This window comes from Nocardiopsis alba DSM 43377, from assembly GCF_000341225.1.
In the GTDB taxonomy this organism is placed as follows: Bacteria; Actinomycetota; Actinomycetes; order Streptosporangiales; family Streptosporangiaceae; genus Nocardiopsis; species Nocardiopsis alba.
The window spans coordinates 285,862-310,040 of record NZ_ANAC01000010.1; the positions used below are offsets into that span (position 1 = coordinate 285,862).

The following is a 24,179-nucleotide window of genomic DNA, read 5'->3' on the forward strand; positions in this document are numbered from 1 at the left end:
GTCATCGGAGGCCGTCACCCACCACAATGGGGAACAGCCGAGTGAGGGAGTAGCCCAGATGGTGAACGAACCGACCAAGCGGTTCGAGGCGACGAGGCTGCGCCGTGTCGCCGACGCGGTCGTCAGCGGCTTCGTCAAGTACGGGGTCTGCCCGCCGGAGATGCACCTGCTCACCACCCGGGGGCGCAGGTCCGGGTTCTTGCGGACCACTCCGGTCAGTGTGCTGGACGGCGAGAACGGCCGGTACCTGGTCTCCCCGTACGGCGAGGTGAACTGGGTGCGCAACCTGCGCAAGGACGGTTTCGCGACCCTGCGTCGGGGTGGTTGGATCGAACTGGTGAGCGTGCGGGAGGCGGCCCCCGAGGAGGCCGGTCCGGCGCTGCGCGAGTATCTGGATCACGGCCGCGCCGCGATCGTGGCCCCGTACTTCGACGCCCCGCCGGAGGCCCCGGTGGAGGCGTTCGTGGCCGAGGCCGATCGGCACCCGGTCTTCCGGATCGTGCGGTCCACGACCATCCGGATCTGAACCGGACACGGGAAGGGCCCCGGCCACCCCCTCGGGTGGCCGGGGCCTTTCTCTTGTGCGAGGCAGGGCCGCACGAGCGACCCGTCCGCGATCAGTTGCGCACGCGGAAGACGTCGTAGACGCCGTCGACCCCGCGCACCGCGCGCAGGACACTGCCCAGGTGGGTGGGGTCGGCCATCTCGAAGGTGAAACGGCTCTGCGCCACCCGGTCCCGACTGGTCTGCACGGTGGCCGACAGGATGTTGACGTGCTGGTCGGACAGGACCCGGGTGATGTCCGACAGCAGCCGGGCCCGGTCCAGCGCCTCCACGTGCAGGGCCACCAGGAACATGGAGTCCTCGGTGGGCCGCCACTCGACGTCGACCATGCGCTCCCGGTCCAGGCTGGCGGCGTTGGCGCAATCGGCCCGGTGCACCGACACCCCGTTGCCCCGGGTCACGAAACCGACGATCTCGTCGCCCGGGACGGGGGTACAACACTTGGACAGACGCGCCCACACGTCCCCGTCGCCGGCCACGACCACGCCCGGGTTGCCCGAACGCTGTCGACCGGCCGCGGCCTTGGAGGGCAGGGAGGACTCGGCGATGTCCTCGGTATGGCTGTCCAGGCCCCCCATGGCGTCGACGAGCTTGCCGACGATGCTCTGCGCGCTGACCTGGCGCTCCCCCACCGCCGCGTAGAGCGAGTCCACGTCCGGATAGCGCAGGTCCCCGGCCAGGGCGATGAGCGCCTCTCCACTGAACAGGCGCTTGACCGGCAGCTCCTGCTTGCGCATGACCTTGGCGATCTCCTCCTTGCCCTGCTCGATCGCGGCCTCACGGCGTTCCTTGGTGAACCAGTGGCGGATCTTGTTACGGGCGCGGGCGCTCTTGACGAAGTTGAGCCAGTCGCGGCTGGGGCCGGCGTCTGGGTCCTTGGAGGTGAGGATCTCCACGGTCTCGCCGTTGTGCAGCTCGTTCTCCAGCGGCACCAGACGTCCGTTGATCCGGGCCCCGACCGTGCGGTGGCCCACCTCGGTGTGCACCGCGTAGGCGAAGTCGACGGCGGTGGCCCCCTGCGGAAGGGAGATGACGTCGCCCTGAGGGGTGAAGACGAACACCTCCTGCACCGACAGGTCGAAGCGCAGCGATTCCAGGAACTCGCCCGGGTCCTTGGTCTCCTGCTGCCAGTCGATGAGCTGGCGCAGCCACTGCATGTCGGTGGTGCCCTTGGCCTTGGCGTCGCCGCCGGTGTTGCGGTCCTCCTTGTACTTCCAGTGCGCGGCGATGCCGTATTCGGCGCGTCGGTGCATCGCGCGGGTGCGGATCTGGAGTTCGACCGGGTTGCCGGAGGGGCCGATGACCGTCGTGTGCAACGACTGGTACATGTTGAACTTCGGCATGGCGATGTAGTCCTTGAACCGGCCCGGCACCGGGTTCCATCGCGCGTGGATGGTCCCCAGGGCCGCGTAGCAGTCCCGGACGCTGTCCACCAGGACCCGCACCGCGATGAGGTCGTAGATCTCGTCGAAGCCGCAGTTGCGGGCGATCATCTTCTGGTAGATCGAGTAGTAGTGCTTGGGCCGGCCGCGTACGGTCGCCTTGAGCTTGGACTCGCGCAGGTCGGCGGAGACCGCCTCGATGACCTCTTGGAGGTAGACGTCGCGGCGGGGCGCGCGTTCGGAGACCAGACGGGCGATCTCGTCGAAGCGCTTGGGGTAGAGGGTGGCGAAGGCCAGGTCCTCCAGCTCCCACTTGATGGTGTTCATGCCCAGGCGGTGGGCGAGCGGCGCGAAGATCTCCAGGGTCTCGCGGGCCTTCTTCTCGCGCTTGGCCCTCTTGGGCAGGTAGCGCAGGGTGCGCATGTTGTGCAGGCGGTCGCACAGCTTGATGACCAGGACCCGGATGTCGCGGGCCATGGCCACGACCATCTTGCGGACCGTCTCGGCCTGGGTGGCCTCGCCGTACTTGACCTTGTCCAGCTTGGTGACGCCGTCGACCAGTTCGGCGATCTCGTCGCCGAAGTCCGCGCGCAGCTCGTCGAGGGAGTAGTCGGTGTCCTCGACGGTGTCGTGCAGCAGGGCGGCGGCCAGGGTGGCCTCCTGCATGCCGAGTTCGGCGAGGATGGTGGCGACGGCGAGCGGGTGGGTGATGTAGGGGTCGCCGCTCTTGCGTTTCTGGTGACGGTGGTGGTGGGCGGCCACCTCGTAGGCGCGCTCGATCAGCCGGACGTCCACCTTGGGGTGGGTGGCCCGCACCGTCTTGATCAGTGGTTCGAGCACCGGGTTCATCGTCACTCCCCGCTGAGCGCCGAGTCGGGCGAGCCTTCTGCGTACTCGCACCGTGGAGGGGGTGGTGGAGGTCGCCTGGCGCCCCGGGATCTCCCGCCCCGAGACGTCGGAGGGCGCCGCATGCTCCGCGGCGCCCTCCGGGCGGTCCCCCTGTGGTCTGTCGGCGGTCGTGGCACGATCGCCATCGGTGTGCCCTCCGGGCACGTCGGCGCGAGCGCCTTGTGGGGCCTGTGGGGCACGGTCCCTCTCGAAGGTACGTTCGGCCGTCTCGGACGGGTTCGCCCGCTCCTGCTCACGTGCGGACGTCGCTCCGGTCGAAACCACTTCGTTTGGCATGCCTACCTCCCGCGGATCCGCCCGGTGGAGCCGGCGTTCGCGGGCTCGGCTTCCGGTGCACGTGTGTCATCAGGGCCGTTCGCCGACGCGGCCGCCGCGGTTCACCTCTTCCCACCAGTCTAGTGGGCCCCGCCCCGAGCGGGCGGGGAGCGGTCCGACCCCCTCGCGTCCCTCGTTCCCACCACTTCGGTGGTACGCGTGGTGACCCGGGTCACCAGGTACGTCACACCGAGTGTCGGAGTAGATCAACGAGGACGGACCGTCGCGCTATTCCCCGTGAGGCGACAGCCGAGGAGAGGATCTCCGGTCAGACCGAGAGGAGGATGTGCGGCTCCACGTCGGGCAACATCTCGCGCCCTCGGAGCGCTGCGAGCTCCATCAGGACGGAGAATCCCACGACCGTACCACCCGCCTTGCGGACCAGCTCCACCGCGGCCCTGCCGGTGCCGCCCGTCGCGAGGACGTCGTCGACGATGAGCACACGGGCGCCCGGAGCGATCGCGTCGGCGTGGATCTCGACGGTCGCGGTGCCGTACTCAAGATCATAGGACCGGTCGATGGTCTTCGCGGGCAGTTTCCCGGCTTTGCGCGCGGGAACGAAACCGGCGCCCAACGCCATCGCGATCGGGGCGCCGAAGATGAACCCCCGCGCCTCCAACCCGACGACGTGGTCGACGCCCTCCGCGCGGAAGGGGGCCGACATCCCGTCGACGGCCGCGGCGAAGGCCTCCCTATGGGCGAGCAGCGGGGTGATGTCCTTGAACAGGATCCCCTCGTGCGGGAAGTCGGGGACGTCACGGATCCGGGACTCGATCAGGGCGAGGTCCACGGCGATCTCCGGGGTCACGGTGTCGTCGGGCATGGCGGGTGGTGCCTTCTTCTATGGGTCGGTTCGATGGGGTCACCGAACGACGGCGGTACCGGACCCGGAGTGCCGGGGCCGGTACCGAAGTCTGTGGTGCGTCCCGTGGGACGGGTGTTCAGCCCTTGGGCTTGTCGTCGTCGCCGAAGTCGGGACGGTCCTCGACCGGGGTGTCGTCGGCGGCCGGGGTGATGACCTCGCCGACACCGGCCTTGAGCATGCGGATACGGGTGCCCGGAGCGATCTCCAGCAGCACGTCCTGGTCGTGGATCTCGACCACGGTGGCGAAGATGCCCGCCTTGGTCATGACCTCGACGCCCGGGACCAGTGCGCTCTGCATCTGCATCTCCTGCTGGCGACGCTTCTGGTTCGGGCGCCAGAAGAGCAGCCAGAAGACCAGGAGGATCAGCACGAAGGGAAGCAGCATGCCGAAGATGCTCTGCTCACCCTGAGCGGCGTCTGCGAGATTAGTAAGGCCCTGCACGGGGGCGTCCTTCCTGACGTTTCTCGTGGGCGACGGCTGCCGGTTGGGACACCCGCGACGACCACCTTTCGGGCCGCCCCGACCACGGCGGTCGGTTTCCTACCCGGGGTGTACAACGCACCAGGGTGTCAACTCGTTCCGCCGATGTCGAAACGACATCTCACGGGGCGATCCCCGCTCTCGACCGGTTCGCCCAGTTTACGTGGCGGGGGTCACCGACCACCAACCTCCAGGGTTCGACCCGCTAACGGTTCGTTCACGCGGCCCCGGTGTCGGCGGCGTCCTCCACGCGGCCCGCGCCGAAGGCGGCGTCGGGCGGAGGGGTCAGCCCCATGTGCTCCCACGCCTGGGGGGTGGCGACCCGACCGCGCGGGGTGCGGGCCAGGAAGCCGGAACGGACCAGGAAGGGTTCGGCGACCTCCTCGACGGTCTCCGCCTCCTCCCCCACCGACACGGCGAGGGTGGAGAGCCCGACGGGGCCGCCGCGGAACCTGCGCATCAACACGTCCAGGATGGCCCGGTCCAGTCGGTCCAGCCCGAGGGCGTCCACCTCGTACAGGTCGAGGGCGGCCCGGGCGTTGTGGAGGGTGAGGTCCCCGTCCCCGCGCACCTCGGCGTAGTCGCGCACCCGGCGCAGCAGCCGGTTGGCGATACGGGGCGTGCCTCGGGAGCGGCCGGCGATCTCCCGAGCGGCCTCGGGGTCCAGGGGAGCGCCCAGCAGTCCGGCCGAGCGGTACAGGATGCGCTCCAGTTCGTCGGCGTCGTAGAAGTCCATGTGCGCCGTGAACCCGAAGCGGTCGCGCAGCGGGGCCGGGAGCATACCGGCCCGCGTGGTCGCCCCGACCAGGGTGAAGGGGGCGATGTCCAGGGGGATCGCGGTCGCGCCGGGCCCCTTGCCGACCACCACGTCGACACGGAAGTCCTCCATGGCGACGTAGAGCATCTCCTCCGCGGGGCGGGCCATGCGGTGGATCTCGTCGAGGAAGAGGACCTCTCCTTCTTGAAGGGTGGACAGCACCGCCGCCAGGTCCCCGGAGCGTTCGATCGCCGGGCCGGAGGTGATGCGCAGCGGCACGCCGAGTTCGGCCGCGATGATCATGGCCAGGGTGGTCTTGCCCAGCCCCGGGCCACCGGACATGAGGATGTGGTCGGGCGCCCGATTCCGTCGCTGGGCGCTGTGCAGGACGAGGGAGAGCTGTTCGCGGACCCGTTCCTGGCCGACGAAGTCCTCCAACGAGCGGGGGCGCAGCGCCCCCTCCAGTCGACGTTCGTCGACGTCGGCCTCGGGCGAGACCGCCTCGCGTTCGTGCATGTCCGTCGCCTCCTCTCCTGAAGGTCCCTAGATCCGGCTGAGCTTGCGCAGGGCGCTGCGCAGCAGGACCGTGACGTCGTCGGTGTCGGCGGCCTCGTCGGCCACGGCCGAGGCGGCGGCCTCGGCGTCCTTGGCCGACCAGCCGAGGTTGACCAGGCCGGAGACCACCTGGCCGCGCCAGGCCCCGTTCGCCCGGCCGTTCGCCGTGCCCTCGGTCCCGGGCAGGGTGCCGTCGGTGCCGATGGGCGCGTCGAGTTTGCCGCGCAGCTCCAGCACGATGCGCTGGGCCCCCTTCTTACCGATGCCGGGGACCCGGGTCAGGGCGGCGGTGTCCTCGGTGTGCACGGCCTGGCGCAGGCTGTCGGGGCTGTGCACGGCGAGCATGGCCAGGGCCAGTCGGGGGCCCACCCCCGACGCGGTCTGCACCTGCTCGAACACGTGCTTCTCGTCGTCGTCGACGAAGCCGAAGAGCGTGAGGGAGTCCTCCCGCACGACCAGGCTGGTGGCGACGGTGCCCTCGTCGCCCACGTGCAGTCGGGACAGGGCCGACGGGGTGCACTGGACGGTCATGCCGACACCGCCGACGTCGATGACGGCGCTGCCCGCGCCGCGTGCGGCCACCCGGCCGGTGAGGAACGCGATCATCTGCTGTGGGCACCGGGAGGGGCGCCCGTCTCCTTCCTGGGGGCGGTGTCACCGGCCCCGCGCGCGGCGGGCCAGCTCCACCTTGCGGGCGAAGTCCTGTTGGGCCTGGGCGACCCGTGCCTGGGCGCCGCCACGCCAGATGTGACAGATGGCCAGGGCCACCGCGTCGGCGGCGTCGGCGGGCTTGGGAGGTCCGTCGAGTCCGAGGATACGCGCCACCATGGTGCCGACCTGCGCCTTGTCGGCTCGGCCACTGCCGGTGATGGCGGCCTTGGCCTCGCTCGGCGTGTGGGTGGCCACGGGCAACCCCCGGCGGGCGGCGCAGACCAGGGCGAGGCCGCTGGCCTGGGCGGTGCCCATGACGGTGCTGAGGTTGTGCTGGGCGAAGACGCGTTCGACGGCGACCGCCTCGGGCTCGTACTCGTCGAGCCACTCCTCGATCCCGCGCTCGACGGCGAGGAGGCGCTGCGGGAGTTCGGTGTCGGGCGAGGTCCGGATGGCGTCCGCGGACAGCAGGCGCAGGGGGCGTCCGATGGACCCCTCGACCACCCCGATCCCGCAGCGGGTCAGCCCCGGGTCGATCCCCAGCACGCGCACGTGGTCACCTGTTCCCTCGGTCCGTCGAACGTTCGTTCGCACCATGCTAGCGGCGCGTGACGACAGCGCCGTCGCGCACACGCGCGGCCTCGCGGGGAAGGCGACGAAGGCGCGTGTCGGGGTCGGGGTCCGGCACCTCTCCGGACCTAGCGTGAGCTCATGACTTCCATCGAGGATCCCGAGGTCCGTGACTTCCTGCTCCAGGGGACGCGTACCGGCAAGGTCGCCTACACCTCCGCCGACGGCCGTCCGTTGGTGGCGCCGGTGTGGTTCGTCATCGACGGCGACGCGCTGGTCTTCAACACCGGGAAGGAGACGGCCAAGGGACGTTCGATCGCGCGCGACCCCCGTCTCACCCTGCTGGTCGACCTGGAGGAGGATCCCTACGGGTTCGTCCAGGTCCAGGGCGAGGCGGAGGTGTCGGAGGATACGGGCGAGCTGCTGCGCACCGCCACCGCGATCGCCCGCCGCTACATGGGGCCCGAACGCGCCGAGGAGTTCGGAAGGCGCAACGGGGTGCCCGGCGAACTGGTGGTGCGGCTGCGTCCCACCAAGGTGATCGCCGCGATGAACATGACCGGCTGAGGGTCGGACGTACGAACGCCTGTGGCCGTCCCCGGAAAGGGGTACGGCCACAGGCGTCACCGGCCCCCGGGCCGGTCGGTCACCGCGATCGAGCGGCCGGGCTCAGAGCTCGGCCATGACCTCGTCGGGGATGTCGGCGTTGGTGAAGACGTTCTGGACGTCGTCGGAGTCCTCCAGGGCGTCCACGACGCGCAGGACCTTCTTGGCGGTCTCGGCGTCGACCGGGACCTCCATGCTCGGCAGCCAGTTGGAGTCGGCCGAGTCGTAGTCGATGCCGGCCTCCTGGAGCGAGGTGCGCACCGAGACCAGGTCGGTGGCCTCGCAGATGATCTCGAAGGAGTCGCCGATGTCCTCGACCTCTTCGGCGCCGGCCTCCAGGACCGCCATGGTGACGTCGTCCTCGTTGGTGCCCTCCTTGGGCACGATCACGACGCCCTTGCGGTTGAACAGGTACGACACCGATCCGGCGTCGGCCATGTTGCCACCGTTACGGGTGACCGCGACGCGCACCTCGGAGGCCGCGCGGTTGCGGTTGTCGGTGAGGCACTCCACGAGCAGGGCCACACCGCCGGGGGCGTAGCCCTCGTACATGATGGTCTGCCACTCGGCACCACCGGCCTCCTCGCCGGAGCCCCGCTTGCGCGCGCGTTCGATGTTGTCGGCGGGGACCGAGTTCTTCTTCGCCTTCTGGATGGCGTCGTAGAGCGTCGGGTTCCCGTCGGGGTCCCCACCACCGGTACGCGCGGCCACCTCGATGTTCTTGATCAGCTTGGCGAAGAGCTTGCCGCGCTTGGCATCGATGACGGCTTTCTTGTGTTTGGTGGTGGCCCACTTGGAGTGGCCGCTCATGCGTGTCCTTTCACGATGTCGACGAAGAGGCGATGGATGCGCGTGTCGCCGGTGAGTTCGGGATGGAAGGACGTGGCCATCAGGCCGCCCTGTAGTACGGCGACGATCCTACCGGCCTCGCCTGGACCGGGTACGCGTCCGAGGACGGTGACCTCGGGTCCCACCCGTTCCACCCAGGGCGCCCGGATGAAGACCGCGTCGAAGGGCTCGTCCCCGATCCCGTCGATCCGCACACCGGTCTCGAAGGATTCGGTCTGACGTCCGAAGGCGTTGCGTCGGACCGTCATGTCGATCCCGCCGACGGTCTCCTGGTCGGCCGTGCCGCCGAGGATCTCGTCGGCGAGCATGATCATGCCCGCGCAGGTGCCGTAGGCGGGCATCCCGGCCGCGACGCGCTTGCGCAACGGGTCGATCAGGCCGTACCTGCGGGCGAGTTTGGACATGGTGGTGGACTCGCCACCGGGGATGATCAGCGCGTCCACGGAGTCCAGGTGCTCCGGGGACAGGACCTTCCCGGTGGATACGCCCAATGTCTCCAGGACGGCGACGTGCTCGGCGACGTCGCCCTGGAGGGCGAGGACACCGATGGTGGGTGCGGCGGTCAAAAGCGGCCTCACTCGGCTGACGGAAGGGGACCATGGTACTGGCGGGGAGGGTGTACGGGAACGGCCGAGGGCCGGGAGAGCGTGGTCGCACCGCTCTCCCGGCCCTCGGACACGGGGCGGGGGCGAGGCCGAAGGGGCCTCGCGTCACCAGCCGCGTTCGGCGTAACGCTGGGAGTCGGACAGGTCGTCCAGGTTGATGCCGACCATGGCCTCGCCCAGGCCGCGGGAGACGCGGGCGATCACGGCGGGGTCCTCGTAGTGCAGGGTGGCCTGCACGATGGCGTCGGCGCGCTTGGCCGGGTCGCCGGACTTGAAGATGCCGGAGCCGACGAAGACGCTCTCCGCTCCGAGCTGACGCATGAGGGCGGCGTCGGCCGGGGTGGCCACACCGCCGGCGGAGAACAGCGGCACCGGCAGCTTGCCGAGACGGGCCACCTCCTTGACGATCTCGTAGGGGGCGCGCAGCTCCTTGGCCGCACCGAAGAGCTCGGGCTCGTCGAGGGTGCCCAGGCGCTTGATCTCACCGTTGATGGAGCGCATGTGGCGGGTGGCCTCGACGACGTTGCCGGTGCCGGCCTCGCCCTTGGAGCGGATCATCGCGGCGCCCTCGGCGATCCGGCGCAGGGCCTCGCCCAGGTTGGTCGCGCCGCAGACGAAGGGAACGGTGAACGCCCACTTGTCGATGTGGTAGGCCTCGTCGGCGGGGGTGAGGACCTCGGACTCGTCGATGAAGTCCACGCCGAGGGACTCCAGGACCTGGGCCTCGACGAAGTGCCCGATGCGGACCTTGGCCATGACCGGGATGGAGACCGCCTCGACGATGCCGTCGATCATGTCCGGGTCGGACATGCGGGCGACGCCGCCGTCCTTGCGGATGTCGGCGGGGACCCGCTCCAGGGCCATGACGGCCACGGCACCGGCGTCCTCGGCGATCTTGGCCTGCTCGGGGGTGACGACGTCCATGATGACGCCGTTCTTGAGCTGTTCGGCCATGCCGCGCTTGACCCGCTGGGTGCCGACGGCGTTGTCGGGGCTGTTCGATGCGTTGTTGGCCACGGTGATGGGCTCCCGTTTTCGTCTGCTGGTTGGCTCGACCCGGCGTCCGGGGCGTGGTCCGTTCGGGTACGGACCGACGACCGCGCATGGGCGGGTGAGGACCCGGCGCGTCCCCTGGAACGACCGACCCACCATCCTAGTTCCACCGGTTTCGGCGCCTTTGACCAGATCGGTGTTGTGCGCGCCCGTTCCACTCCGAACCGGAGCGCGCGGCATTCACCGCGAGGTCGTACCGCTTCTCCCCGGAGAGGGGTGCGGGGCCCGATCGTCCATCTCGAAGTAGTCCGGGAGCGCGGCGGTCCCGGCCAGACGCAGGAGCCGGACCAGGCGGGAACGGCGTGCGCGTCGGGTGTCGGAGACGGCGTCGTTGTGGAAGACCCTGGCGAGGTGGACCCCGCGCGCGGCGCGCAGGACCTCCTCCCGACGGGCCCGGGTGTCCTCTCCCACACCCTCCACCGGGCGGCCGTCGAGGGCGTCGCGCAGGGCGACCGAGAGCGCGCTCTCCACGAGTTCGCGTTCCCCCTCCCCCGCCCGGCTCGCCCGACCGGCGACCTCGGCGAGGGTACGGGCCGAGGCCGGGTCGGGGCCTCCGGAGGCGGCCAGGTCGAGTACGGCCGCGGCCCTTCTCAACAGGGCGGCGTCCAGAGCGGCCCACGCGGTCTCCACCCGGTGGTGGAGACGGTCGAGGCGGGTGGCCCGCCAGGACAGGTAGAACCCCAGGAGCACCAGGACCAGCAGGGCGCCGGCCACGACGGCCACGAAGAAGACGTCGTCGGTCAGGGCCGCTCACCCCTGCGCAGCAGGGCGGAGGCCCAGCGGCCTCCTCCGGTCCGGACTCCGCCGGAGCGCTCCCGTCCCAGCACGGTCTCGTACACGTGCGCGATGTCGGCGGCGACGCTCTCCCAGTCGTAGGCGCGCACCGCGTCCCGGGCCGCGCGGGACAGACGGTCCCGTCGCCTCGGATCGTCGAGGAGCGCCGCGGCCCGATCGGCCAGATGGTCGGGGTCTCCGGCCCGGAAGAGCTCCCCCGCCCTCCCCCCGTCCAGGACCGCGCCGAAGGCGGGGATGTCGCTGGCGACGATGGCCGCTCCGGCGGACATCGCCTCGGTGAGGACGATACCGAAGCTCTCTCCACCCAGGTTGGGGGCGCAGAAGACGTCCGCGGAGTGGTAGGCGCGGACCTTGTCCGCCTCGTCGAGACGACCGAGGAGGACCACGCGTTCGCGCAGGTCGTCGGGGACCCCGGACAGGTCGGCCCGGCCGGGTCCGGCGACGAGCAGCCGCAGGCCGGGCCGGCCCCGGGCCAGTCGGCTGAAGGCCTCCAGCAGGACCCCCAGTCCCTTGCGCGGTTCGTCCAGCCGGCCCAGGAAACCGATGGAGCCGCCCTCCCCCGGCCAGCCGGGCAGGGGCTCGGCGTGGGCGAAGCGTCGAACCGAGACCCCGTTGGGGATGAGTACGGCGTCTCCCCCCAGATGTTCGACGAGGGTGCGACGGGCCGCCTCGGAGACGGCCACCCGGGCGTTGATCTTCTCCAGGGCCGAGCGCAGGGCGGTGGAACCGGCCGTCATCGCGCGCGACCGGGGGTTGGAGGTGTGGAAGGTCGCGACGATGGGGCCGTCAGCGGCCCAGCACGACAGCAGGGACACACTGGGGGCGGCGGGCTCGTGGATGTGCAGGACGTCGAAGCGGCCCTCCGCGATCCAGCGACGGACCCGGGACGCCGAACGGGGACCGAACCCGATCCGGGCGACCGACCCGTTGTAGGGGACCGGGACGGGCCGACCGGCCGGGACCAGGTAGGGGGGCGGTTCGTGGTCGGTGTCGCCGACCGGTGCCAGCACCGACACCTCGTGTCCCATGGCGATGAGCGTCTCCGCGAGGTCGCCGATGTGCTGCTGGACCCCGCCCGGGACGTCCCAGGAGTAGGGGCACACCAGCCCCACCCGCAACGTGTCGATCCCGGCGGGAGAAGTCCTCGTCGTTCCCCCGGCCGTGCTCAGTCCCACCGGCCGTCCTCGGTGTCCCGACGTCGGGCGCGGTCCGCCTCGTGGTCGGCGGAGAAGACGGGCTGGAGCATGTGCCAGTCCTCCGGATGCTCGGCGATGGCCCCCTCGAACACGCGGGCCAGCGCCCGGGTGGTCTCCTGAATCCGCTCGCTCCGAGAGGAACCGGGGGCGACGGGGATCTCGTCGTGGACCCGGATGTTCCAGAACGGCCCGTCGTACCAGAGGGAGACCGGCATCAGGGCGGCCCCGGTGTTGAGGGCCAACGCCGCCGGCCCGGAGGGCATACGCGCCTTCTCGCCGAAGAGGTCCACCTCCAGGCCGGTCCCGTTGATGTCGCGATCGGCGAGCAGACAGACCAGGCCGCCCGCGCGCAGCCGTCGAGCGAGCACTCCCACGGTGTTGGCGTCCCCACCGGTCAGCGGGAGCACCTCCATGCCCAGGGACTCCCGGTAGGAGGTGAAACGTCGATAGAGGCTCTCGGGGTTCAGCCTCTGGGCCACGGTGGTCAACGGGGTGCCCCGGGCCGCGATCCAGGCCCCGGCGTGGTCCCAGTTCCCCATGTGCGGCAGGGCCGCGACGACCCCGCGCCCGGCCTTCAGGTGCCCTTCCAGGACCTCGATACCGCTCTGTCGGGTCTGGGAGAGCAGCCGTTCGCGTCCCATCGCGGGCAGTCGGAACAGCTCGTAGTAGTAACGCATGTAGGAGCGCATCCCGGCCTTGGACAGAGCCCTGAGCTGCGCGTCCGTGGCGTGCGGTCCGACGACCCTGCGCAGGTTGCGTTCCAGTCCCCGGGTACCGCCTCCGTGCGCTCGCCAGTCACGATCGGCGAGCCGACGGAACACCGCCCGGCCCGCCCGCTCCGGTGAGCGGCGGACCAGTGTCCACCCGGCCGCGTAGGCCAGGTCGGCCATGCGTTCGTCCACGACGTGTTCCCTCGTCCTCTTCCCGTTTCCCGTGTCCGACGGCTCAGGCGTCGTTGTCGGCCTTGTCGGTCTCCTCGTCCCGGGAGCGTTCGGAGTCGTTGAGACGGGCCCGGGTCTCCACCAGTCGCTGGAGGACGGTGATCAGGCTCATCCCGGCCAACAGCCACAGACCGCCCGCGAGGATGTAGGGCACGCCGAGTTCGCTCAGGCCCACGGCGACCAGGATGATGATCAGACGTTCGGTACGTTCGGCGACGCCGACGTCGCAGTTGACGCCGAGCCCCTCCGCGCGCGCCTTGATGTAGGACACCATGAACCCGCTGATCAGGCAGAACAGGGTGAGACCGGCGAGCAGGGGATCGTCTCCCTCGCCGACGAACCACCACATCAGCCCGGCGAGGATCGCGGCGTCGGCGACCCGGTCGAGACTGGAGTCGAGGAACGCCCCGAAGGCGCTCGCGCTGTCCTTGGCGCGGGCCACGGCGCCGTCGAGCATGTCGAAGAGGGCGAAGACGGTGATGACCACCGATCCCGCGTAGAGCTGGCCGCGGGGGTAGAAGTACAGGGCGCTGACGACGACACCCGCGGCACCGATGATGGTGACGATGTTCGGTGTCAGGCCGATCCGGGCCAGGCTCCGGCCGAGCGGAGCGGTGACCCGGGAGATCATGGGACGAAGGATTCTCAGCATGTCTTCTTGTGATCGTAGGGCGGGAACGGTCGTGGGGGTGGGAGCCGCACCCGCTGGGGGTGGCGCGTCGCCGGGCCGGGGTCGTTCGGGGCCCGGGTCAGGACGGGGTCACCCCCGAGGCCAGTGTTCGGCCAACGTCGCCCGGGTCTGCTCCAGCATCTCCGGTAGCACCTTGGTCCGGCCGATCACCGGCATGAAGTTGGTGTCGCCGCCCCAGCGGGGAACGATGTGCTGGTGGAGGTGGGCGGCGATACCGGCACCGGCCACGGTACCGAGGTTCATGCCGACGTTGAAGCCCTGGGGGCGGTAGGCCTCGGTGAGCGCGGTCAGACCGGCACGGGTCAGCGCGGCGACCTCGACGGTCTCCTCCTCGTCCAGCGAGGTGTACTCGGAGACGTGCCGGTACGGGCAGACCAGCAGATGCCCGCTGTTGTAGGGGTAGAGGTTGAGGACCACGTAGGCGGTCTCGCCCCGGGCCACCACGAGACCCTCGGGGTCGTCAAGGCCGGGCGCGCGGCAGAACGGACAGCCGTCCTCGGCATGGGGACCGGTGGGCCTGCCCTCGCCTTTGATGTAGGCCATGCGATGCGGGGTCCACAGCCGATCCTGACCGTCGGGGTCGCCGGTCCCCGCTCCGGGGTGGGGTTCCGTACCGTCCTCGGGTTCGTCGTCGGCACCGCGCATGGCTCGTCCGTCCCCCTCGATGACCGGTTTCGTACTTCGCGTCCCAGCATAGAAGCGCCCGGGAGCGGGCGCACCGGAGCGCACCGTCGTGCGGTGACCGACCGTGGAACGGTCGGAGAACGATCCTCCGGTCGCCCGTGCCCTCTAGAGGCCCAGAAGGGTGCGCAGGTGACGCGGGGGCGGGCTCCCATGGGCGAGCATCGCGTCGTGGCGTTCGCGTTCGGACAGCTCCGGACGCGCGGCCTCCAGGTCGCGGGCGATGTCGGCGACCTCGGCCTGGCCGACGTAGTAGGTGGACAGCTGCGCGCTGGTCAGTTCGGCCCGGCGCCATTTGCCATAGGCCTCTCCCTCCTCCTGGTGCCCGCGTTCGACCATGAGGGCGATCGCCTCGCGCTCGGTGATGTCCCCGGTGTGCACCCGCACGTCCAGGATCGCGTTGAGGATCATGCGCAACCGCATCTTGAGCCGGACCAGCCGCAGTTCCAGGTTCAGCCGATGGGAGTCCGGGTCGGTACCGCCCGCCCAACCGTGGCGGGCCATGAGCGTCTCCGCGTGCACCGCCCAGCCCTCGACGAAGGTCCCGCTCGCCAGCGCCCGACCCACCCGGGTGGAGCCCTCGTGCCGGGCCGAGTGGGCGAGTTGAAGGGCGTGGCCGGGCATGGCCTCGTGGACCATGAGGTCACGCACCATGACGCCGTTGTACTCACGGAAGAAGGACTCCCGACGCGCGGTCGGCCAGTCGGCGGGCGGAGGCGCCACGGCGACCAGGGTGGGCCTGCGCGCCGCGGACGGGTCCAGGGGTCCGGGCGGTTCACAGTAGGCCACGGCCACGCCCCTGAGGGCCTCGGGCATGGGCACCACCTCGACCGGATCGTCGTACACGGTGACCAGGTCGAGCTCGCGCACCCTCCGGTCCAGGTGGGCCAGGGCCCGCTCGGCGAGGGGCCGGACCGTGTCGACGTCGGTGGCGTGCTCTCGGGCGAGGGAGTCCAATACCTCGGCGGCCCCGCCCGGACGGCGGGGGCCGCCCTCGTACTCCGCCGCCACCTCGGCCAGTTCCTCCTCGGTGGCGAGCAGGTCGCTCTCGGCCCGGACCAAGAGGGCCTCGGGCGAGAGCTCGGAGTCCAGGGTGTACCAGAGGCGGGCGGCGAAGGCCCGCTCGCCCAACCGGGGGTCGGCTGTGGCGAACTCGGCCTCGGCCCGCATCCAGGAGGCGTGCTCGTCGACCGCGGCCAGGGCCGCCTCACGGGCGGGCTCGATCCGTCCCCGCAAGGAGGGCTCGTTCCGGGCCAGAGCGGGCAACGCGTCGGTGAGCAGGGAACGGACACCGGAGAGTCGGGCCAGGGCCGTCTCGGCGTGCGTCCTGGGGATGCCGGGGCCTTCGGACAGACGCTCGCGGGCCGTGGCCAGGTACTCGGGCAGGGCCGCGCAGCGGGAGGCCAACGCCTCCAGGCGTTCGGGCAGGGGCAGGAGGGCGCGTTCGATCAGCGGGTTCAGGGCCTCGCCCGGCGAGTGGACGAGCGGATCCCAGGTGTGCGGACGCAGTTCGGAGGTGGACCACAGGTCGGCCGCGACCCGGGAGCGCAGGACCTCCAGATCCACGGAGTCCTCGGGCGGCAACAGGTCCTGGTCGATCTCGTCAAGGGAGCCCAGGGCGTCGGTGAGCATCGCCAGACGGCGCGCGTCCGCCGTCGCCGAGTGGTCGGTCAGGCGATGGGCGCCACGTGTGTCGCCGAGGTCCAGGGCCCATTCCGGGGCCTGGTCCAGCAGGGCGTCGAGCACCCCCTCCGCGACCTCGCGGAATCGTCGGGTCATCGCTTCGGCGTCGGGACGGGAGGAAGAACTCATCCGGTCATGATGCCGGCACGGACGCCCGGTTCCCGACGAGCGGGAACCGGGCCGTGCTCTGTGCGGGACCCCGGCCCGGGGTGACCAGGGTCAGCGCCAGGAGGTCTGGCCCCCGGTGGAGGTGGGCTGCTGCCCTGCGGCGCCCTCGGGGTCCCCCACCGTGATGGCGTGTTCGACGAGGGTGATGAGCGTCGACTTGGTGGAGGCCCGGTCACGGGCGTCCACCTGGACGATGGGGATCTCCGGGCTGAGCGTGAGCGCGTCCCGGACCTCGTCCGCGGCGTGGGGGTAGTAGCCGTCGAACCCGTTGATCGCGACGATGAAGGGCAGGCGCGCCTCTTCGAAGTAGTCGATCGCGGGGAAGCAGTCGGCCAGACGACGGGTGTCCACCAGCACGACGGCACCGATGGCGCCCTTGACCAGGTCGTCCCACATGAACCAGAACCGGTGCTGTCCGGGGGTGCCGAACAGGTACAGGATCAGATCCGAGTCGAGGGAGACACGACCGAAGTCCATGGCGACGGTGGTGGTCTGCTTGTCCGGCGTCTTGGCGAGGTCGTCCACACCGACGCTGGCGCTGGTCATGACCGCCTCTGTCGTCAGCGGCACGATCTCGGAGACGGAGCCAACGAATGTCGTCTTCCCGACACCGAAGCCCCCGGCGACGACGATCTTGACCGACGTCATCGCGTTCCCCCCAGCACCGCCTTCCTCGGCTGGGCTAGAGCTTGCGAAGTCCACTGAGCACCCTTTCAAGCAGGTTGGTGTTGGGGCGATCGTCGTTGTTGAGCGAAGACCTGATCTGGACCAGTCCCTGCTCGGACATGTCCGCCACAAGCACCCGTGCCACACCGAGAGGCATCCGCAACAGGGCGGAGATCTCCGCCACGGATCGCCATTCCCGACACAGGTCGCTGATCGCCTGCCATTCAGGCGTCAGCGTGCCCGACTCGTTACGAGCCGCCGCGGTGGCCGAGATCAGCGCTTCCAGGGGAAGCTGTGACTTCGGTTTGGTACGGCCCTTGGTGACCGCGTACGGACGCACCAGCGAACTGGGTGCGCTACCCGGCGCGGATCTCTGGTCATACGGTTGTTGGATTGGTCGAGGAACATCTCCGCCGCCCGGCACGGCCGGCATCCCTCCGGTGGGGGGATGACCCGGCTGTTGACCGAACCACGAGGCGCTCCCGGCATCTCTACTGTGAGGTGCCACCACTTCCTCCTGTCGGTGGTGGATCAGTGGATTCCCGAGGTGCGCGCCGTTGGTGTCAGCGCCCGCCCCGCCCGCTCGACGAGCAGGGTCATCTCGTACGCGACCAGACCCAGATCGCTCTCGGCGGCCGCGAGGACCGCCAGACAGGAACCGTCGCTGATGGCCATGATGAGCATCAGCCCCCGCTCCATCTCCACGACGGTCTGGGCGACCGCTCCACCCTCGAACACCCGGGCCGCGCCCTGGGTGAGGCTGGACAGGCCGGAGGCGATCGCCGCCAGCTGGTCGGCCCTATCCGCCGGGAATCCCGCCGACGACGCCAACGGAAGGCCGTCAGAAGAGACGACGATCGCGTGGGCGACATCCGGTACCCGGTCGGCAAAGTCAGTGATCAACCAGTTGAGTTCATTGACCTGTCGACTCATCTGATCTCCTGTCCAAGTTCGCCGGCTGGTCTTCGGGCACTGCTACCGCCGGCACGGCATGTGACAGCACTGCCTCTGCGAACCGCCCGGCCCCTCCGGTGGGGGAGACCGGGAGTCTGGTGTTCCGCTCTCGTCAAGCGATGGGTGTGATGCGTCCGAGAAGCTCGGTAGATGCTATTGCATCCGGCTTCCAGGACTGCGGGGGACCCCGTCCCACCAGTGGCCACTTGGGTCACTCCTCCGTCGAACTCTCACCGAGCCGGTTACGGCCTTCCCGGACACCCTTCTGGAATCCGGAGAAGCGGTTCCGGACCCGGTCCGCGCTCCGAGTGGGCATCTGCTTGAAGTTCTCCGGCTTGGGCGCGGTCCCTGGGACAAGGTTTGCCTTGGGAACACGTTTTGGCAAGCCCGAAGTGGTCAGACCACCGGCGAGCGGTTCGGCGGCGGTTCGCGCGGCCTTCCAACCGCGGTCGGCCGCGGAGTTCCATTCCTGCTCCGAACGGGCGTTCTGTCCGCTCGGGGCCGGTTCCTCCTTCGGCGCGGGCCGTTCCTCCGCCGCAGGGACCTGCGGGATCGGTCCGGTCTCCGTGGCGTCCACCGTCGGACCACCACTGCGACGCTTGAACCAGTTCGACTCGATGGCGTCGAAGATCGGCAGCGAGTCGGAACCCTCACCGGCGGGCGTGGGGGGCACGACGGTGTTGTTCGGTCCCTGGGTGCCACCATAACGGCGAGAGAGGTAGGCCGTGGAACCGTAGCCCTCGCGATTCTCGTTCGCGGCGGTCCGAGAGGGCTCGGTCGGGTCGACCCGACCGGGGCCGGAGGTGCCTTCCGAACGGCTCTCGGTGTCCCAGGAGGAGAGGGCCGGGAAGGTCTCGGTGTTGTCGTCCCCCCGCTCCGGGGTCGGCTCGGAGGCGCCGAAAGCGCTGGTCCGGTGCGTTCCGGTGTCGAAGGCGCCGGTGTCGTTCGACCCGCCGCGAGAGCCCGATCCACCGAAGGCGTCGTAGGAGTCGACCTCGCGACGCTCGGCCTCGGTGGGCCTGCGGAAGGCGCTCGTGTCCGATGCCGGCCGGCCGAAGGTTCCGGTGTCGGTGGGACGTCGGAAGGAGCCGGTGTCCGGGCCTCCGGTGGAGCCGGTGTTCCGGGGCGCCGGGTCGAACAGGCTGCGGCCGGTGTTCTCCGACTGCGGCTCGTCCTCCTCGGGCGTGTCGTAGGGGTCCACCACGGACCCGGTGTCGTTGCCGAGGAGGCCGCTGTTGGGCGAGAGCCCCTCCGCGCGGGCGGGGGCCTCCCAGTTCGTGCCGGTGTCGTTGCCCCACAGGTCCTGGCCGCTGGGCGGGTGCTCCTCGGAGAGACCGCCACCGGGGGTGCGCTTGGGCAGACCACCGAGGTCGCTCGGCGCGGAGGACGCGTCCTGGTTCTTCCAGGGGTCGTCCGGCTCGACGGCGGGCGGGGTGGCCGCGAAGGCCGCCTCGGCGTCGGCGAAGGTGTCGGGGACGGCCGCGGAGAGCTCGGGACGGGCCTCGGGGCCACCGAGCGCGTGCTGGCCCTCGACCGGCGTGATGAGCAGGTCCGGCGGGAAGACGACGCAGGCGGTGGTGCCTCCGCCGTGCGCCTCCTGGAGGGTCATCTTGATGCCGTGACGGTGGGCCAGGCGCGAGACCACGAACAGACCCATGCGGCGCGAGACCGCGACGTCGATGACCGGCGGGGCGGCCAGGCGCGCGTTGACCGCGGCCAGGTCGTCGGGGGCCATGCCGATACCGCTGTCGGTCACGTCCACCTGAACGGCTCCGCCGTCCAGGATCTTGGCGCTGACCAGCACCTCGGTGTCGTGCGGGGAGAAGGCGGTGGCGTTCTCCACCAGCTCGGCGACGAGGTGGATGACGTCGTTGACCGGACGTCCCAGTACCGAGATGTGGGAGGGGGCGCGCACGTTGACGCGCTCGTACTGCTCGACCTCGGAGACCGCGCCTCGCAGCACGTCGACCAGCGGAACGGGCTGGGCCCACTTGCGCGTGTTGTCCTGACCGGACAGGACCAGCAGGTTCTCGTTGTTGCGACGCATACGCGTGGCGAGGTGGTCCAGCTGGAAGAGGTCGGACAGACGGTCGGCGTCCTGCTCGGACTGCTCCAGACCGTCGATCAGACGGAGCTGCCGCTCCACCAGGGTCTGGCTTCGGCGGGAGAGGTTGACGAACATCGCGTTGACGTTGCTGCGCAGCGCGGCCTCGTCGGAGGCCAGGGTCAGGGCGACCCTGTGGACGTCGTCGAAGGCCCGCGCCACCTCGCCGATCTCGTCGCGGGTGTCCACCTCGATCGGGGTGACACGCGCGTTCTCGGGGACGGCTCCGGCCTCCTGCATCCGGTTGATCGCGTCGGGCAGGTCGCGTTCGGCGACGCGGCGGGCGCCGTCCTGGAGGGTGCGCAGCGGGCGCACCAGGGAGCGGACCACGAGCGAGGTGAGGATGAAGACCGCCAGGAGCACGCCGGCCACGATGACGAGGTCGATGATCGTGCGGAGCAGGGCGGCGCCGCGCAGCTCGTTGGCGTCATCGGCGATGCCCTCGGCCAGACCGGTCTCGACCGTCTCCAGACGTTCGAGGGCGACGTCGGCGATCTCCTGGTAGTCGGCGGGGCCGTCGTTGGCGGTGACGCCGGTCAGGTCGTCTCCGCGGTCCGCGCGGTACATGACGCGCATGCGCATGGTGGAGACCTGGCTGACCTCCAGGCCGGTGAAGTGCTCGTCGAAGATGGCGCGCTGGTCCGGGTGGGCCGCCTGGACGAAGTTGGAGATCTCGTTCTCGTAGCGGGCGCGGCTGGAGTCGATGGCCTCGGAGATACCGCCGGTCATCGAGTTACGGGTCAGGGAGTGACCCATCAGCGCGGTCTCGTAGGAGAGCTGGTCCCGGGCGTTCGACAGCGCGGTGAGCGCGCGCACGCTCTCCCGCAGGTCGGTGTCGTCGGTCTCGTCCGCGATCGTCTGGTTGAAGTCGGCGAGGGAGCGGATGATGGTCCGGTACTTGGTGACCACCGGCAGGACCGTGATGCGGCTCTCGTCGACCTCGGAGCGCAGGTCGTCGACGGTGGAGAGCTGACTGCGCATGGTGGACAGTCGTCCCTGGGCCAGGTCCCCGTCCATCTCGCCCATGTCGTCGAGACGGGCGATGAGGGTGCTCTGGAGGTCCCGGGAGGCGTCCCGCTGCTCGTCGAGTTCCTGACGGAGCGCGTCCGACCGACGCGTGGGGTCGGAGTTGTCGGAGATGTAGACGGCGCTGGCGGTACGTTCCCGCCCCAGCTGGTTGGCCAGCTCCACGATGAGGACACCGACGTCGGCCCGGTCCTCGATGTGCGCGTGGGTGACGGTCGAGACCGAGGCCTCGTAGACCCTCAGGCCACCGAGCGCGAGCGCCACGGCGGTGGGGATGACGATGAGGGCCACCAGTCGGGTGCGCACCCGCCAGTTACGTGGCCGCCACCAGTCGGCTCTGCGCCGGGGCGTGGCTTCGGCGTTGTCGGCCTGCGTTGCCTCGCTTGGGGCAGCGGCCGCGTTCTTCGTCGCTCGTGTCGACACGGACCCTCGCAACCTTTCGTGTCACCGCCTCGAACGGCTGTTGAACCCAGGGGTTGGACCGCTCCGGATCGGAAAATCGGTAGAGACCACGTGGTCCACCGGAAAACAGGAAGCGGTGGGAATGTGGGGAGATGTGAAGACTGTCCGCCGGACTCGCCTGGGAGGAGAGGAGCCGCGCACCGACTGCTTTGAGGTGCGCGTGCGGTGGATAGCGTACCAATGGGAGCGAAGCACTCGCTTCGGTCGTTTGATGCCGATCGGCACGGAAACTTCGAACCCCGGAGGCCCATAACGCCCCCTCTGTCCGCATTATGACCAACCCCCCAGGTCAGGCGGGGAGACCGAAAACCCTCCGGACATAGAGGTAACTATTTGGACACACCCCCGACTTCCCCATCAAGGACGATGACCCGTGACATCGTGACAGGACATGTACGCAGGCCCTGAGGGGGAGGCGGAGATGCGCGCCGCACCGCGTCCGAAATCGATCACAGTGTGCAATGAAACGAATGCCCGGAGTGTCCATCATCCTCGTCCCCCACGCCTCGCTCCGGTCACGTCCCTTCTTCCCCTGAGCGCCGCCCTGCTCCTCACCCTTGCCGTCCCCTCCCCCGCCGCCGCGCGGACCTCCGACGAGAGCGGCCTCCACACGCTGCGGGTCGAACTGGCGTCGGCCCGCGCCGAGGTCGCCGACCTGCGCGAGCACGCCGGAGAGATGATCACGCGTTACGAGAGGGAGGCCGAACTCCTGGAGGAGGCCACCGAGGCGCGGGAGGCGGCCGTCTCCCGTGCCGACACCGCCACGAGGCTCCATCGGGAACGTCGGTTGGAGGCCGCCAGGCAGGCGGCGGGCGCCTACAAGGGCGAGGACCTGTCCCCCGCCCGCGCCTGGACCGGCCCGGAGGGCCCCGTCGGCCTCCTGGAACGCGGCGCCTACCTCGCTCTACTGGGCGAGCACCGTTCGGCCGCCCTCGACCGCGCGGAGGCCTCGCGCGTGGCCACCGCGACCCTGGCCGGAAGCGCGGAGAAGGCCGAGGAGGAGCGGAGCGAGGCCACCGAGGCCGCGGCCCGGGCCCGCGAGGAGGCGGAGGAGGCCATCGCCGAGCAGGAGGAGAAGGCACGAGAGCTCCTGAAGCGACAGACCGCGCTGGAGGAGGCCATCACCGACGCCGGGAGGCCGTCCTCGGCGGACGGATCGCACGCGCGCGCGGCCGGTGACGGCTCCTCGGAGGAGAATGACGCCCCGGCCTCTGACGCGACGTCGAGCGCGGGCGGGGTCTGTGAGGGCCGGGATCCGGGCGACTTCGGGAACGGCCGTGTCCCCGACTCGGCCCTGTGCCCCCTCCCCCAGCCCGGGGAGGTCCTACGGGCCGACGCGGCGGAGGCCTTCGTCGAACTCGACGGGGCCTATCGCGAGGAGTTCGGCAGGCCCATGTGCGTCACCGACTCCTACCGGCCCTACCACGAGCAGGTGCGCCTGTTCCAGGAGATGCTGCCCGGCATGGCGGCCAGGCCGGGGACGAGCGCGCACGGGCTGGGCGTCGCCGTGGACCTGTGCGGTCGGGTCGACGTCCTGGACAGCGCCGAACATCGGTGGATGCTCGACCACGCCCCCGAGTACGGCTGGGAGAACCCCGACTGGGCGCGCGACGGATTCGAGCCCTGGCACTGGGAGTACACGCCCTGACCCTGGAGGTCACACCTGGGAGCCGACCCTCACCTCGAAGGAGCCCAGCTCGCCCACGTCGACGAACAGTTCGTCGTCCGCCTCCAAGGGCGGGGTGACCGCCGGGAGCCGGGCCCGGACCCGGCCCGGACCCGACGTCAACCAGGGGTCGGAGAGGTCGACCCTCCCCCTGCCGTTCTCCACGTCGTCCACCGAGGTGTTCGGTTCCACCGAGCCCTCGGTGAGCTCGTCGGCGGTGGTCAGGACCGGACCCAGGCTCAGCTGCACCGCGGCCCCCTCGGCGTCCAGCCACAGACAGGCCGGGGTATAGGCCCCGGCCCTCTCCTCGCCGACCGTGATCGCGGCGACCCCCGCGTGGGCGACCCGCGCCTCGGGGGCCACGGCGTCGTCCGCGCCGACCACCAGCTCCGGGGGGATCTCCACGTCCCGGTCCCCCAACCGCACCGCCACCGGCTCGCGGGGGGCGACCGGAGAGCACATGCGCGTCTCCGGCTCCACGATGATCTCGATGGCCCCATCGACCGCGCGTGCGTGGGCCTCGCGCAACGCCTCGAACCCGCCCTCCAGAAGGCGGTCGAGGGGCGGTGTCCCGGGCCCGCTCATGACGTCACCGTCGTCCAGCGCCCCCGCTCTCACCCCGCCACCGCTCGGTGACAGATAGGTGACCCAACGCAATGTCCCCACTCCCCCTGACGTACCGCGAACAACCCTCCCCACCCCGCGTCTCAGGGCGCCGGGACCGGGCTGTGCTCCTTGCCCGTACCCGCACACCCTCGGCAGGGTTCGTCCACACGATGCCAGACGATCACGCCGCTGCACTCCCGATGCGGCCGTTGAGGCCGCCACCACCCCGTCCCGGAGCAGAATCGGCAGTCGATCCCGTCCCGGTCGCACCAGCCGCACGTGGATATCGCGCACCGGCTATGGGTCGGTTCCCGTGTCGGATCCATGCGCTCCCATCGCCTCCCCCGAAATCGCGACCAGCCTTGCACAGGCCGTGCC

The 24,179-nt window shown here is 70.4% G+C and carries 24 protein-coding genes; 3 read left to right on the forward strand and 21 right to left on the reverse strand.

Features of this window, described 5'->3' with window-relative positions:
* The first annotated feature begins 58 nt into the window (after positions 1–58).
* Complete coding sequence (locus D451_RS0108575; RefSeq protein WP_017534113.1) at positions 59–526, forward strand: nitroreductase/quinone reductase family protein; 468 nt, start codon at positions 59–61, stop codon at positions 524–526.
* A 91-nt stretch (positions 527–617) separates the two neighbouring features.
* Here D451_RS0108575 and D451_RS0108580 read toward each other — a convergent pair whose 3' ends face one another.
* The 6 genes from D451_RS0108580 to ruvC form a co-directional block, all read right to left on the reverse strand.
* Positions 618–2,795, reverse strand: coding sequence for a RelA/SpoT family protein (locus tag D451_RS0108580; RefSeq protein WP_017534114.1), 2,178 nt, complete (start codon positions 2,793–2,795; stop codon positions 618–620).
* Positions 2,796–3,438: 643 nt separating this feature from the next.
* Positions 3,439–3,993: an adenine phosphoribosyltransferase gene (locus tag D451_RS0108585; RefSeq protein ID WP_014910858.1), complete on the reverse strand. Its 555-nt coding sequence runs from the start codon at positions 3,991–3,993 to the stop codon at positions 3,439–3,441.
* A 118-nt stretch (positions 3,994–4,111) separates the two neighbouring features.
* Entirely contained in the window at positions 4,112–4,420 is a 309-nt protein-coding gene (yajC, locus tag D451_RS0108590) for a preprotein translocase subunit YajC (protein WP_187294470.1), read from the reverse strand.
* Positions 4,421–4,733: 313 nt separating this feature from the next.
* Complete coding sequence (gene ruvB / locus D451_RS0108595; RefSeq protein ID WP_014913526.1) at positions 4,734–5,789, reverse strand: Holliday junction branch migration DNA helicase RuvB; 1,056 nt, start codon at positions 5,787–5,789, stop codon at positions 4,734–4,736.
* A 27-nt stretch (positions 5,790–5,816) separates the two neighbouring features.
* Complete coding sequence (gene ruvA, locus D451_RS0108600) at positions 5,817–6,434, reverse strand: Holliday junction branch migration protein RuvA (RefSeq protein ID WP_017534115.1); 618 nt, start codon at positions 6,432–6,434, stop codon at positions 5,817–5,819.
* A gap of 48 nt (positions 6,435–6,482) precedes the next feature.
* Positions 6,483–7,031 (reverse strand): crossover junction endodeoxyribonuclease RuvC, encoded by a 549-nt coding sequence (gene ruvC / locus D451_RS0108605; RefSeq protein WP_014911013.1) that lies wholly within the window; start codon positions 7,029–7,031, stop codon positions 6,483–6,485.
* A gap of 159 nt (positions 7,032–7,190) precedes the next feature.
* Between ruvC and D451_RS0108610 the strand changes: the two genes are divergently transcribed.
* Positions 7,191–7,616 carry a PPOX class F420-dependent oxidoreductase gene (locus D451_RS0108610; RefSeq protein WP_014909625.1) on the forward strand — a complete coding sequence of 142 codons (426 nt, stop codon included), beginning with the start codon at positions 7,191–7,193 and terminating at the stop codon, positions 7,614–7,616.
* 102 nt (positions 7,617–7,718) lie between these two features.
* Here the strand turns inward: D451_RS0108610 and D451_RS0108615 are convergent, their stop codons facing one another.
* The 13 genes from D451_RS0108615 to D451_RS0108675 all read right to left on the reverse strand — a co-directional run bounded on the left by D451_RS0108615 (position 7,719) and on the right by D451_RS0108675 (position 21,373).
* Positions 7,719–8,465, reverse strand: coding sequence for a YebC/PmpR family DNA-binding transcriptional regulator (locus D451_RS0108615; RefSeq protein ID WP_014910458.1), 747 nt, complete (start codon positions 8,463–8,465; stop codon positions 7,719–7,721).
* Positions 8,462–9,070: a pyridoxal 5'-phosphate synthase glutaminase subunit PdxT gene (gene pdxT, locus D451_RS0108620; RefSeq protein WP_014909716.1), complete on the reverse strand. Its 609-nt coding sequence runs from the start codon at positions 9,068–9,070 to the stop codon at positions 8,462–8,464. The genes D451_RS0108615 and pdxT overlap by 4 nt, the downstream gene beginning before the upstream one ends.
* Before the next feature lie 144 nt (positions 9,071–9,214).
* Entirely contained in the window at positions 9,215–10,126 is a 912-nt protein-coding gene (gene pdxS, locus D451_RS0108625) for a pyridoxal 5'-phosphate synthase lyase subunit PdxS (RefSeq protein WP_014910757.1), read from the reverse strand.
* Between the two features lie 216 nt (positions 10,127–10,342).
* Positions 10,343–10,885: a hypothetical protein gene (locus D451_RS0108630; RefSeq protein WP_017534116.1), complete on the reverse strand. Its 543-nt coding sequence runs from the start codon at positions 10,883–10,885 to the stop codon at positions 10,343–10,345.
* A gap of 17 nt (positions 10,886–10,902) precedes the next feature.
* Entirely contained in the window at positions 10,903–12,132 is a 1,230-nt protein-coding gene (locus D451_RS0108635) for a glycosyltransferase family 4 protein (RefSeq protein ID WP_017534117.1), read from the reverse strand.
* On the reverse strand, positions 12,123–13,055 hold the full coding sequence (locus D451_RS0108640; protein ID WP_017534118.1) for a phosphatidylinositol mannoside acyltransferase: 933 nt from the start codon (positions 13,053–13,055) through the stop codon (positions 12,123–12,125). The genes D451_RS0108635 and D451_RS0108640 overlap by 10 nt, the downstream gene beginning before the upstream one ends.
* Before the next feature lie 43 nt (positions 13,056–13,098).
* On the reverse strand, positions 13,099–13,725 hold the full coding sequence (gene pgsA / locus D451_RS0108645; protein WP_014909638.1) for a phosphatidylinositol phosphate synthase: 627 nt from the start codon (positions 13,723–13,725) through the stop codon (positions 13,099–13,101).
* 129 nt (positions 13,726–13,854) lie between these two features.
* Positions 13,855–14,430: an HIT family protein gene (locus D451_RS0108650; RefSeq protein ID WP_017534119.1), complete on the reverse strand. Its 576-nt coding sequence runs from the start codon at positions 14,428–14,430 to the stop codon at positions 13,855–13,857.
* A 144-nt stretch (positions 14,431–14,574) separates the two neighbouring features.
* Entirely contained in the window at positions 14,575–16,278 is a 1,704-nt protein-coding gene (locus D451_RS0108655) for a DUF885 domain-containing protein (protein WP_017534120.1), read from the reverse strand.
* Positions 16,279–16,368: 90 nt separating this feature from the next.
* The gene (locus tag D451_RS0108660; RefSeq protein ID WP_014911310.1) at positions 16,369–16,965 is read right to left on the reverse strand and encodes a GTP-binding protein; all 597 of its coding nucleotides are present in this window, start codon (positions 16,963–16,965) and stop codon (positions 16,369–16,371) included.
* Between the two features lie 34 nt (positions 16,966–16,999).
* Complete coding sequence (locus tag D451_RS0108665; protein WP_017534121.1) at positions 17,000–17,416, reverse strand: DUF742 domain-containing protein; 417 nt, start codon at positions 17,414–17,416, stop codon at positions 17,000–17,002.
* Positions 17,417–17,514: 98 nt separating this feature from the next.
* Positions 17,515–17,916 (reverse strand): roadblock/LC7 domain-containing protein, encoded by a 402-nt coding sequence (locus D451_RS0108670; protein WP_014909276.1) that lies wholly within the window; start codon positions 17,914–17,916, stop codon positions 17,515–17,517.
* Positions 17,917–18,148: 232 nt separating this feature from the next.
* Positions 18,149–21,373 (reverse strand): sensor histidine kinase, encoded by a 3,225-nt coding sequence (locus D451_RS0108675; protein ID WP_017534122.1) that lies wholly within the window; start codon positions 21,371–21,373, stop codon positions 18,149–18,151.
* Between the two features lie 610 nt (positions 21,374–21,983).
* Here D451_RS0108675 and D451_RS0108680 point away from each other — a divergent pair.
* Positions 21,984–23,177: a M15 family metallopeptidase gene (locus tag D451_RS0108680; protein WP_017534123.1), complete on the forward strand. Its 1,194-nt coding sequence runs from the start codon at positions 21,984–21,986 to the stop codon at positions 23,175–23,177.
* Positions 23,178–23,186: 9 nt separating this feature from the next.
* On the opposite strand, the gene D451_RS0108685 is transcribed toward D451_RS0108680, so the two are convergent.
* Entirely contained in the window at positions 23,187–23,852 is a 666-nt protein-coding gene (locus D451_RS0108685) for a hypothetical protein (protein WP_017534124.1), read from the reverse strand.
* 50 nt (positions 23,853–23,902) lie between these two features.
* Positions 23,903–24,127, reverse strand: coding sequence for a hypothetical protein (locus D451_RS28515; RefSeq protein WP_081536532.1), 225 nt, complete (start codon positions 24,125–24,127; stop codon positions 23,903–23,905).
* Positions 24,128–24,179: the final 52 nt, after the last annotated feature.

Coding starts and splice junctions, on each gene's coding strand:
- D451_RS0108665 (WP_017534121.1), bottom strand. CDS start 17,416: ATGCCGGCCGTGCCGGGCGGCGGAGATGTTCCTCGACCAATCCAACAA.
- ruvA (WP_017534115.1), bottom strand. CDS start 6,434: ATGATCGCGTTCCTCACCGGCCGGGTGGCCGCACGCGGCGCGGGCAGC.
- D451_RS0108655 (WP_017534120.1), bottom strand. CDS start 16,278: ATGAGTTCTTCCTCCCGTCCCGACGCCGAAGCGATGACCCGACGATTC.
- D451_RS0108660 (WP_014911310.1), bottom strand. CDS start 16,965: ATGACGTCGGTCAAGATCGTCGTCGCCGGGGGCTTCGGTGTCGGGAAG.
- D451_RS0108615 (WP_014910458.1), bottom strand. CDS start 8,465: ATGAGCGGCCACTCCAAGTGGGCCACCACCAAACACAAGAAAGCCGTC.
- pgsA (WP_014909638.1), bottom strand. CDS start 13,725: ATGATCTCCCGGGTCACCGCTCCGCTCGGCCGGAGCCTGGCCCGGATC.
- D451_RS0108585 (WP_014910858.1), bottom strand. CDS start 3,993: ATGCCCGACGACACCGTGACCCCGGAGATCGCCGTGGACCTCGCCCTG.
- D451_RS28515 (WP_081536532.1), bottom strand. CDS start 24,127: ATGGATCCGACACGGGAACCGACCCATAGCCGGTGCGCGATATCCACG.
- yajC (WP_187294470.1), bottom strand. CDS start 4,420: ATGCTGCTTCCCTTCGTGCTGATCCTCCTGGTCTTCTGGCTGCTCTTC.
- D451_RS0108670 (WP_014909276.1), bottom strand. CDS start 17,916: ATGAGTCGACAGGTCAATGAACTCAACTGGTTGATCACTGACTTTGCC.
- D451_RS0108575 (WP_017534113.1), top strand. CDS start 59: ATGGTGAACGAACCGACCAAGCGGTTCGAGGCGACGAGGCTGCGCCGT.
- D451_RS0108610 (WP_014909625.1), top strand. CDS start 7,191: ATGACTTCCATCGAGGATCCCGAGGTCCGTGACTTCCTGCTCCAGGGG.
- ruvB (WP_014913526.1), bottom strand. CDS start 5,789: ATGCACGAACGCGAGGCGGTCTCGCCCGAGGCCGACGTCGACGAACGT.
- D451_RS0108580 (WP_017534114.1), bottom strand. CDS start 2,795: ATGAACCCGGTGCTCGAACCACTGATCAAGACGGTGCGGGCCACCCAC.
- D451_RS0108650 (WP_017534119.1), bottom strand. CDS start 14,430: ATGCGCGGTGCCGACGACGAACCCGAGGACGGTACGGAACCCCACCCC.